This is a genomic window from Candidatus Endomicrobiellum cubanum (assembly GCF_031278955.1).
In the GTDB taxonomy this organism is placed as follows: Bacteria; Elusimicrobiota; Endomicrobiia; order Endomicrobiales; family Endomicrobiaceae; genus Endomicrobiellum; species Endomicrobiellum cubanum.
On record NZ_JAITJM010000057.1, the window covers coordinates 1 to 10,793 of the forward strand.

Below are 10,793 nucleotides of genomic sequence, written 5' to 3' on the forward strand. Positions count from 1 at the left end.
TACTTAGATGGGACTTGAGAAATGAGAAAGGAGATAAAGTTGCTCCTGGTGTTTATTTTATAACTATAAAATCTGATTCCGCAAAAACTCAAGTCAAAAAGTTTGCTGTGAAAATATAACCTGACATAATAAGCTTAAAGTTTTTAGAGAAGCCCTTAAGAGAAAAGAGGGATTTATAGAATTTGTTTAATTGTTTTTAGCGTAAAACTAAAGAGTAAAAATGATACAGGATAAAATTGAAATCAATAAAGAATTTAAGCAAGCCCTTGATTTAATAGAAAAAAGCAGAGATTGTGTTTTTATTACTGGTAATGCTGGTACAGGCAAGACTACTTTTCTGCACTATTATATTACTCGTACTCATAAAAAGACGGTGGTTCTTGCGCCTACAGGAGTTGCAGCTCTTAATTGTGGAGGAGAAACAGTTCATTCTTTTTTTCATTTTAAAACAGATATTACTTTATCAAAAATCAAAAAAAAGAATCTTTCTGAAAAATCTATATATAAGAGAGTTGAAACTATTGTTATAGATGAAGTTTCCATACTAAGATGCGACCTTTTAGATTGTATAGATAAATTTTTAAGATTAAATAGACAAAAACCTCAAGAATCTTTCGGTGGCGTTCAGATAGTGTTTATTGGAGACTTACGGCAACTCCCTCCAGTGGTAAAAAAGGAAGAATATAGCATCTTTAACTCTATATATAAATCTCCATACTTTTTAAGTGCCTATTCGTTGCAAGATTGTGTGCTGCATACAGTGGAATTAAAAAAAGTTTACAGACAACAAGATTATAATTTTATTACATTGTTAAATAGTGTGCGTAATGGTACAGCTGATGATGAAGATCTTTTAAAACTAAACTCGCGAGTAGGTAAAACAGCTTTGGATAGAGGTGTATCGATTTGCCTTACAACAACAAACAAAAAAGCAACTTTAATAAATCACAAGTACCTTTCACAAATCAAAACGGAAAAAGCAATATTTTCTGCCCAGACAGAAAATATTGATGAAAACTCTAAAAATATGCCTGCAGACTGGGAGCTTGTTATAAAAAAAGGTGCTCAAGTAATGATGTTAAATAATGATATTAAGGATAGGTGGGTAAACGGTAGTGTAGGTATAGTTGAAGATATATGTAATAGTAGTTCTTCAGACAAAACGCTTATATATGTAAAATTCCAAAACGGGAGAACAGAAGCAGTGGAACCATTTAAATGGGAATTATTCAAATATAAATGGAATGAGCAGCAACAACAAATAGAAACAGAAAGAGCAGGCTTTTTTAAGCAATATCCGCTGAAACTTTCATGGGCTGTTACAATACACAAAAGTCAAGGGAAAACTTTTGATAATGTAGTCATAGATATGGAATACGGTGCTTTTGCTCCTGGGCAATTGTACGTAGCATTAAGTAGATGTAAATCTTTAGAAGGTATCTCATTTCTTAGACCATTAACTAAAAGAGATATTTTAGTGTCACAAAAATTTTACTAACATTTTAATGTCAAAAGGTTTTACCAAAACGAAAGCTATGCCATGGTATATATAACTCAGAAAAGTATAATAATGTTGGGTCTATACAGTTCAATGGAGGGCATTTTGGTCCATGCATAAATGGACAAACAAATTTAAATTGTGGCATATTTTCAGCGATAAGATTGTTTTATCATCTAGGTCTGCAAGGCATAGTTGATAAAGATTTATGGTACAAAATAATATTACTAGCCAAAGAGAGCTTGCTGCTACTATTGCAGGCAAAGAATTTAAAAGTCAAAGTCAGTATGCCATCTCCATCTTTCATTCTCGCTATCTCTCTTTCCCAATCAGCAGACGATACATAGAAGCCACGTTTTTGCCTTTTCTCCTCTCCTGACTTGACCGTTTGGGTTCCCCCAAACCTCCTTTTTTATGAATGATTTCCCCTTTTTTTCCTTAAAACGGTCAAGTCAGGAGAGACTTTCATCAGAGAAAGGGAACAAGATTTTTTTGTTAAGATAATAAAATGTTAAATAGTGCAGTTTAGTTATATTAAGACAAGTGTGTAAAAACCTAGACTTTACAGTAGAGATGCCTTTAAGTTCTTCAAATACATCCGAGGTTTCTCCATATTGCGAATATATGCTTGTAACCTAATAAAAAAGGAAGATTGACAAAAACAACAAAAAAAGCATGGAATTGTAACTCTTGATTTCATTGATTCACCTGACTTGAGCATTAGGGTTCCTCCAAACTTTCTTTTTACATAATAATAGACAAGTAATAAAAATATTTTTCTCAAAGATATTATATTAATTTTTCTGATTTTAATGCTTTAAATAGTTTGTTAAAAGCAGTTTTTATATTAATGAGAGGCGTAGCTATGGCTATTCTTATAAAGTTTGTGCCTTCAACTCCAAAACTGCTGCCCATTGCAACCCAAAGCTTTGCTTTATTTTCAAGAATATCTTTTAGATGTTTTTCATTAATACCTAATTCAGTGCAATCAATCCAGATAAGGTATGTTCCTTCAGGGTCAACCAGCTTTAGTTTAGGTATATTAGTTTTTAAAAAGTTGCGAATGTAAGATAAGTTATTATAAATATAATCTTTTACTTCTTTCAGCCATTTATCACCATACTTATAAGCTGTTTGACAAGCAACTACACCTGACTTGCTAAGTCCATCATAGCCAGTTTTTGCAATTTCTAAGATCACTTTTTCTTTAAAATTTTTGTTTGCAATGAATATATTAGCAATTTGCAATCCTGCAAAGTTAAACGTTTTTCCTCCAGAAGTGCACATAACAGTATTCATTAAAAAATCTTTTTTTAATGATGCAAAAACAATATGTTTGTATCCTTTATATGCAAAGTCACAATGTATTTCATCAGCAACTATTATTACTTTATGTTTTAAACATAGGGTGCCTAATTTTATAAGATCTTCTTTTCTCCATATCTTTCCAATTGGGTTGTGAGGACTGCATAAAATAAACATTTTAACTTTATTTTTTACTATTTTATTCTCAAAATCTTTAAAGTCTATTGTGTACTTCCCATTTTTGTAAATTAAAGAATTTGTTATTAGTTTTCTATTGTTGTTCTCTATAACATTACTAAAAGGCGCATATACAGGTGTTTGTATTATAATAGCATCTCGGCTTTTTGTTAAAGCTCTAATAGTCATAGTTATTGCAAAAACTACACCAGGCGTATTTACAAGCCAGTCAAATTTTATGCCAAAATTAAAGTTTGAAGCAAACCACTTTTGTATTGGTTCAAAATATTCTTGGTTTGTTGTAGTGTACCCAAAAACTGCATGTCTTGCAGATTTTTCTAAAGCTTTTGTAAGTTCAGGCATAACTTTAAAGTCCATATCTGCAAGCCACATAGGGAAAAGACCATCAGGCATGCCATATTTTTTTGCCGAATCATATTTTACAGAGTTTGTATTTTTTATTTTAATAATTTTGTCAAAATTATATTTCATAGGTAAGCCTCCTTATTTTAAATAAAGTAAAGAGATAAATTATTCTACATTATTATTAGTGGTAAATAAAATTTATTTGTTTATACTGTTGATATATTCTAATGCTTTCTTTGCAACAAATTCTGGAGAAATGGAATCCATACATAAAGATCTTTCATTCCTAAGCAAACATTTTCCCCAAAATGTATTGTCAAGAAAATGATAACAATCTCTACATAGCGAAGAAGTAATATTAATATTTTCAGGATAACCTGAATATTTAGCAGATGTTGGCCCAAACACAAAACTATAGATTTTGTTCCTAACGCTTTTGAAATATGTGTACATGCCCCATCTATATCTATGTGAAGCAGCGAATTTTTTAGTATTGTGCAAAGTTCATCAAAAGATGTTTTTTTTGCGGTATTGATAAAATTTTCTTCAAAGTGATGGTTAGAAACGCCTACTTGAACAATTTTTATACTTTTTAATTGGCTTTTTAGGATACTCAATAATTTGCGCCAATGGTTAACATCCCAGCATTTAGGATCTCCGTTTGTGCCACTGCCTCCGAAACCGTAATTGAAAGTTATATATTTCAAGTTTTCTAGCATGGTAAACTTCCCAAATGTAGTTGAATAGTTAATAGTAAGGGATATAACTTCTATATTATCAACCCCTGCTATGACTTTTTGCATAGCGACATAATGCAAATTATTATTTATATAAGAATTATCTGCGGAAAAATATTTGTTTTTATAGTTTTTTAAGTTTTGTAATATTCTAATTGATTCTGGTTTTCTACGAGTGTTAAAAATAATTTTTTGATTTATATTTCCATAAATTTTTTCATTTTGATATTCAAGGAATAAATCGTAAATTACATCATATTTTTTGTTGGTTAAAATAATCAAATCAATCTCAAACAAAAATCTTATATTTTTTATGCCTTTAAATAAAAGATACACGCCTCTGTTTGTATAGATATCAATGGTAACATTTGGGAACATTTTTATGAATTCATTTATAATGTTTATTTTTCTAATAGTATCACCAACACCACCTTCAATAATGAAAGCAGCATAAAATTTATTATACCTATTTCGAGAAATAGCTAATCTAAGGAAACTATGAAAGCATCTTAAACATCCTTTAGTTAAATGTTCTAACTTTTTTAAAGTAAATTTATTTATATTTGTAGAGCTTTTGTTATTTTCTTTTGAATATTTGTAAATTTTATCAAGGTTTTGGTTTAAAACATTATTGTTTTGTGTGTAAGGATACTCGTAGATCATGGGGCAATCCTTTTTTGTAAAGAGTATAATTAAATTTTGTTTATAATAGCAAAATATATTGTTAAATCAAATATGAAAAGGAGCTATTGAAAATATTGTTAAAAAATGAGTATTTTTGTACAATTTATCAATATATTGTATCAAGGGGTATTTATGTTAAAAGAAGAGCTTGAAACTACTGCTTTTTTGGCAAGAATAGATATTAAAGAAGATGAAAAAGAAAAATATCTTAAAGATATAAACTCTATGTTTGAATATATAGAAATTTTACAAGAACCAGATGTTGCTAATTTAAAACCAACAACACACGTCACTGAACTTAGGAATGTGTGGAGAGAAGATGTTGTAAGGCCCTGTCCCAGAGAAGTAATAGAACAAATGCTTAATAGTGCTCCTGAAAGAGAGGGCACTTTTTATAAAATCAAAAAGGTTATAGAGGCGCAATGATAAAGGCAATTTATTTTAAAAATGGGTCAGTTGTTACAGAGCGCGATGCCTTAAAAGTAGCAGAAGATTATAACAATAAGCTAGACCTTATTTGGATAGATATTCATTTAAAAAATCACGAGCTAACTCACCAAGAGACAGTTCTTCTTACAGCAACTTTTCGTTTTCATGAAATGTCTATAGAAGATTGTCTTTTTCCTCAATATTATCCAAAAATAGAGGAGTTTGAAAACTACGTTTTTGGTGCTATACACGGTATACAGCTTAAACCGAATTATTATCAAGAATTTGAAGATAGTATTTATGAACTTAACTTTTTTGTGGGCAAAGGGTTTTTGGTTACTGTGCATACAGAAGAATTGTTTTTTCTTGAGACAATTTTTGAAAGAGCAAAGGCTCGTCCTCAGGTTGAAATGAAAAGTTTGGAAAATTTGCTTTATAACGTTTTTAATAAAGTTGTTTCTAGTTATGAGTTTACTTTAGAAAAAATTGATGACAAAATGGAAGGTTTAGAAGATGAAATTCTTGAAGATCCAGAAGCAGAAAACATGGAAGATATTTTAGATACAAAAAAAGTAATTTTTGCTATGCGCAAAATTGCAGAATCTCAACAAGCTGCGTACGTCTATTTTACTAGAGCAAATAACAATTTAATAGCCAGAGAGTATCTTGTTTATTTTCGTGATATTTATACTCAATGCGCGAGAATGAACCAAGCCATAATTATGCGAACTCAAATGATTGTAAGCTTGATAGAAGTTTATATGTCAAGTGTTACAGTAAAGCTTACTGAGGTTATGAAGTTTCTTACAGTTATAGCTACAATTGTAATGCCAGTTCTTATTGTTTCAGGATATTATGGGATGAATGTTGTTTTTCCTGAATATTCTTTTTTCGGTCAAAAAGGAAGTTGGTTTTTTGCGGTGGGAATAATGCTCATTACAATAATTGCTATGTTAGTATATTTTAAAAAGAAAAAGTGGTTTTGATTATGATTAGAGCTAAAGAAATAAGAACAAAAATTTGTTCCCAGGAACTAAAGAGTGTGGATGTAGTAAAGGAATGTTTCAGTTGTATAAAAGAAGTAAATCCTAAAGTCAAAGCTTTTTTAAAGCTAAATGAAACAAGTGCTTTAGAGCAAGCTGAGCAAGTTGACAAAAAAGAAATTAAGAAATACGGTCTTCTTGAAGGTGTTCCTATAGCCATAAAAGATAATATTATGACTAAGGGGCAGAGTATGACTTCTGCTTCAAAATATTTAGAAAATTATGTTTCTCCTTATGATGCTACAGTTATAGAAAAACTGAAAGAAGCTGGTGCTATTTTTGTAGGGAGAACAAACATGGATGAGTTTGCCATGGGCGGATCTACAGAAACTTCTGCTTATCAAAAAACTGCTAATCCTTGGAACATAGAATGTATCCCAGGTGGTTCTTCAGGTGGCAGCGCTGCAGCGGTAAGTGCTGGCATGGTGCCATTTGCATTAGGTTCAGATACCGGCGGTTCTATAAGACAGCCAGCAGGGTTTTGTGGTGTGGTAGGATACAAACCTTCTTATGGTCTTATAAGTAGGTATGGAGCATGCGCTTTAGCATCTTCTTTTGATCAAATAGGTACATTTACAAAAAATGTATATGATGCAGCTTTGCTGACAAGTGTTATAGCAGGCAAGGACTATAGAGATCCAGTTTGTCAACCAAATGATTGGATAGATTATACTAACGGATTAAATGATATAGACGTTTTAAAAACTTTAAAAATTGGTGTGCCCAAACAACTTTTTGATTATAGAGTAGACTCAGAAATAACAAAATACTTTAATGAAGCTGTAAATAAATTAAAAATGGGAAACGTACAAATTGTAGAGGTAGACATTCCAGTTTATAAGTATGTCCCTGCTTTGTATAAAGTTATTATGTGTGCAGAAGTTTCTGCAAATATTGCTACATTTGATGGGATACGTTATGGGTACAGAACTTCAAACGGGGTGAGTTTAAATGACCAATACGCAAAATCGCGAGGAGAGTCTTTAGGCTATGAAGTGAAAAAGAGAATATTGTTTGGCACATATGTTTTAGGAGCAAAAAATTATCATAGGTGTTACCATCAAGCTCAAAAAGTAAGAACTTTACTTATAGACCAAATAACGCAATCTTATGAGAAATGTGACTTTATATTTACACCTGCAACTTTGCAAATGCCTGTAAAGTTTGGAGAAACTCTTCCTGAAGAATGCGACCTTTTCCTTATAGCAGCCAACCTTGCAGGCCTTCCTGGCATTACTGTTCCTTGGAGTTTTACTGCAAATGGCATGCCCATGGGCGTGCATTTTATGGGCGCAAGGTTTTCTGACGCAAAACTTTTTGCAGTAGCTAATGCGTTTGAAAAAATTGCTGATTTTGACATTGATAAATATCCAACGATTTAACGCTACATTAATACAAAAATACAAATTATTACAAACTTTAAGGGACAAATAAATGGTTAATTATGAAACAGTAGTTGGTCTTGAAGTGCATATGCAAATTAACACAAAATCAAAGGTGTTTTGTGAATGTTCTACACAATTTGGGGCTGAACCCAATGCAAATACCTGTGTTATTTGTACTTCTCAGCCTGGAGCAATACCAATATTAAATAAAAAAGCTCTAGAGGCTATAATTAAAACAGGACTTGCTTTAGATTTTACAATAAATAAACAATGTACATTTGCAAGAAAGCAGTATTTTTATCCTGATGTGCCAAAAAATTATCAAATAACACAGTCAGAACCTCCATTATGTTCTAAAGGCAAACTTGCAATAAATGTTGATGGCAAAGAAAAGGTTGTTAACATAACAAGAATACATCTTGAAGAAGATGCCGGCAAACTTGTACACGAAATAGGCAGTAGAAAATTAAGCTATTCTTTATTGGATTTAAACAGAGCTAGTGTTGGTCTTATGGAACTTGTAACAGAGCCGGAGCTTAGTTCTCCACAAGAGGCATTTGAATTTTTAACTGAACTAAAGAATATAGTTACATATTTAGATACTTCAGAATGTAGTATGGAAGAAGGTAAAATGCGGTGTGATGTAAATGTAAGTATTCGCCCTGTAGGGCAAAAAGAGTTTGGTACTAGAGTAGAAATTAAAAATATTAATTCAATGTCAGGTGTAAAAGAAGCAATAACATATGAAGTTCAAAGACAAAAAGAAGTGCTGGAATCAGGAGGCAAACTTGTACAAGAAACAAGGCTTTGGGAAGCGCAAGAAGGTATAACAAAGTCAATGCGCTCAAAAGAAGGGGTATTAGACTATAGATATTTTCCAGAGCCAGATTTAGTGCCCTTTAATTTGCCAGATTCTTTTGTTGAAGACCTACGCGCACAGTTGCCAGAACTTCCAAAAGCTAAAAAACAAAGGTTTATGCAGGACTACTATTTGTCAGACTATGATGCCAGTTATTTAACTTCTAACAGGCAAACTGCAGATTTTTATGAAGAAACTTTAAATAGTTCTAAAGATAAAAAAATGTCTGCTAAACCATTAGCGAATTGGACTTCTACAGAACTTAGCGCAAAACTTAATGCATCAAAAATTAATATATTGCAATCCCCGGTTTCTAGTAAAAATTTAGCAAAGCTAGTAGACTTAATTTTAAATAACACAATTTCAGGCAAGATCGCAAAAACAGTTTTTGAAGATATGTACGAAAAATCTGCTGACCCTGAGCTAATAATAAAAGAAAAGGGCTTAATACAAATCTCAGACGAATCAGAAATTATAAAAATTTGCCAAGAAGCAATAATAGAAAGTCCTAAAGCTGTTGCAGAATTTAAAGCTGGCAAAGAAAGAGCGGTGGGGGCAGTTGTTGGTCTTGTAATGAAAAAATCTAAAGGGAAAGCAAACCCACAATTGGTAAATAAAATTTTGCTTGAATTACTGAAAGCATAAACTCTGTCGAGGCAGGGTTTAATGGTAGTTTTTATGATGACAAATGGACGCCTTGTATGTTTGAGCTGCTTAGTATATTTTTACAGAAATAATCCATTTTTTTCTGAATTTGTAAGACAGTTGTAATTTTATAGGAACTTTAAATATTTTATGAGAATAGTTATAAAAGTTGGGACAAGTACACTAACAACAAAAGAAGGTTTGTTAAACGAACAATACATTTTTAATTTGGCAAAAGAAGTTTTCTCTTTACGTGAACAAGGGCATAAAATTTTAATTGTAAGTTCTGGTGCTGTTAGTGCAGGAAAGACTCACTTATGTATAAAGGATAAACATAAAACATTAAGGGAAAAGCAAGCATTTGCTGCAGTGGGCCAGCCCTTACTAATGAGTGCTTATTCTAAAGCCTTTGCAGAGTACAATAATAGTGTTTCTCAGATTCTTCTTACAAGGGACGTTTTTGATAGGCGGGCCAATTATATAAATGTCCGAAATACCTTAAATACTTTAATTGAAAACGATATAATACCTATAATTAATGAAAACGATTCAGTTTCAATTGATGAAATTAATTTTGGTGATAATGACATGTTATCAGCTTTAGTTGCTTTGGCAATAAATGCAGATAAGCTTATAATTTTTACAGATGTAGATGGTATATATAATGGCACCTTAAAGGCATCGTCGTTAATTCCTAAAATAGACCATATTACAGAAGAAATTGAAAAATTAACTAGCTCAACCTCTTCTAGTGGCAGGGGAACAGGAGGCATGAAAACAAAAATAATTGCTGCAAAAATTGCTGCTGCTTCAGGGGTGGAGACAATAATTACAAATGGGACAAAATTAAATTTGTTAAAAGAAATAGTTTTAGGAAGCTTCATAGGCACAACTATTTTAGCTTCAAAAAAGCATTTAGAAGCAAAAAAGTCATGGATAGCTTTTAGTAAAAAACCTAAAGGTACAATTTTTGTTGATCAAAAAGCCGAAGACTTCTTACTTAATAAGGGCAAAAGCTTATTAGCTGTAGGGATAACAAAAATTAGCGGGGCTTTTAAAAGAGGCGACACTATAAATATCGCAAATGCTCAGACAAAAAAAGATTTTGCTAGAGGTCTTACTAATTACGATAGTGATATTCTTGAAAAAGTAAAAGGGAAAAAAACTCAAGAAATCAAAAATATAGTAGATGCTGGAGAAGAAGAAATTATCCATCGTGACAACTTAGTTATTATTAGCAATTAGAATTATTGTAATTGGGTTTTTAGAGTCACCTAAACCTATTAAGTGATATAGTTCTTGATAAACTTTTTATTTTATAGTAAGTAGTGGAAATGTTACGATAGACATTCCTGAGATCACACAATTTATAAATTATAATGATGTATAAATTTTTTTAATAATATCTTTATGTTTGTTGATAATAGCAGTTATTTTAGAAAATACTTATTTACGAAAACTTCCATGATAATGGAGTTTAAATTTAAGCAATTGATATATTATTTAGCTGTAGGGAAAAAGAGGAGTGGTGTATGACAACAGAAAGATTAGTAAAATGGAGTAAAGAAGCGAAGGAATTTTTTGAAAAAGCAGGAGATAGTAGCGTGGTTTTAGATTTAGTAATATCGTACGCATGTGCAAGTCAAACAGGGGAAGGATTTGAAG

Annotated in this window: 8 protein-coding genes; 6 read left to right on the forward strand and 2 right to left on the reverse strand. The window is 31.5% G+C overall.

Going from position 1 to position 10,793, the window contains the following annotated elements; genetic code table 11:
• Positions 1-220: 220 nt before the first annotated feature.
• Positions 221-1,498: an ATP-dependent RecD-like DNA helicase gene (locus LBD57_RS05485; protein WP_373470330.1), complete on the forward strand. Its 1,278-nt coding sequence runs from the start codon at positions 221-223 to the stop codon at positions 1,496-1,498.
• 789 nt (positions 1,499-2,287) lie between these two features.
• On the opposite strand, the gene LBD57_RS05490 is transcribed toward LBD57_RS05485, so the two are convergent.
• Positions 2,288-3,472 carry a MalY/PatB family protein gene (locus LBD57_RS05490; RefSeq protein ID WP_373470331.1) on the reverse strand — a complete coding sequence of 395 codons (1,185 nt, stop codon included), beginning with the start codon at positions 3,470-3,472 and terminating at the stop codon, positions 2,288-2,290.
• A 98-nt stretch (positions 3,473-3,570) separates the two neighbouring features.
• On the reverse strand, positions 3,571-4,746 hold the full coding sequence (locus LBD57_RS05495; protein ID WP_373470332.1) for a glycosyltransferase family 9 protein: 1,176 nt from the start codon (positions 4,744-4,746) through the stop codon (positions 3,571-3,573).
• A 153-nt stretch (positions 4,747-4,899) separates the two neighbouring features.
• Here LBD57_RS05495 and gatC point away from each other — a divergent pair, with 153 nt between their 5' ends.
• The 5 genes from gatC (at position 4,900) to proB (ending at position 10,373) form a co-directional block, all read left to right on the forward strand.
• Positions 4,900-5,193, forward strand: coding sequence for an Asp-tRNA(Asn)/Glu-tRNA(Gln) amidotransferase subunit GatC (gatC, locus tag LBD57_RS05500; RefSeq protein ID WP_373470333.1), 294 nt, complete (start codon positions 4,900-4,902; stop codon positions 5,191-5,193).
• Entirely contained in the window at positions 5,190-6,182 is a 993-nt protein-coding gene (locus tag LBD57_RS05505) for a magnesium transporter CorA family protein (RefSeq protein ID WP_373470334.1), read from the forward strand. Before gatC ends, LBD57_RS05505 begins: the two co-directional genes overlap by 4 nt.
• A gap of 2 nt (positions 6,183-6,184) precedes the next feature.
• Positions 6,185-7,621 (forward strand): Asp-tRNA(Asn)/Glu-tRNA(Gln) amidotransferase subunit GatA, encoded by a 1,437-nt coding sequence (gene gatA, locus LBD57_RS05510; RefSeq protein ID WP_373470335.1) that lies wholly within the window; start codon positions 6,185-6,187, stop codon positions 7,619-7,621.
• Between the two features lie 52 nt (positions 7,622-7,673).
• Complete coding sequence (gatB, locus tag LBD57_RS05515; RefSeq protein WP_373470336.1) at positions 7,674-9,128, forward strand: Asp-tRNA(Asn)/Glu-tRNA(Gln) amidotransferase subunit GatB; 1,455 nt, start codon at positions 7,674-7,676, stop codon at positions 9,126-9,128.
• 150 nt (positions 9,129-9,278) lie between these two features.
• A complete protein-coding gene (gene proB, locus LBD57_RS05520) occupies positions 9,279-10,373 on the forward strand; it encodes a glutamate 5-kinase (RefSeq protein ID WP_373470337.1) in 1,095 nt (364 codons plus the stop codon).
• Positions 10,374-10,793 lie beyond the last annotated feature (420 nt).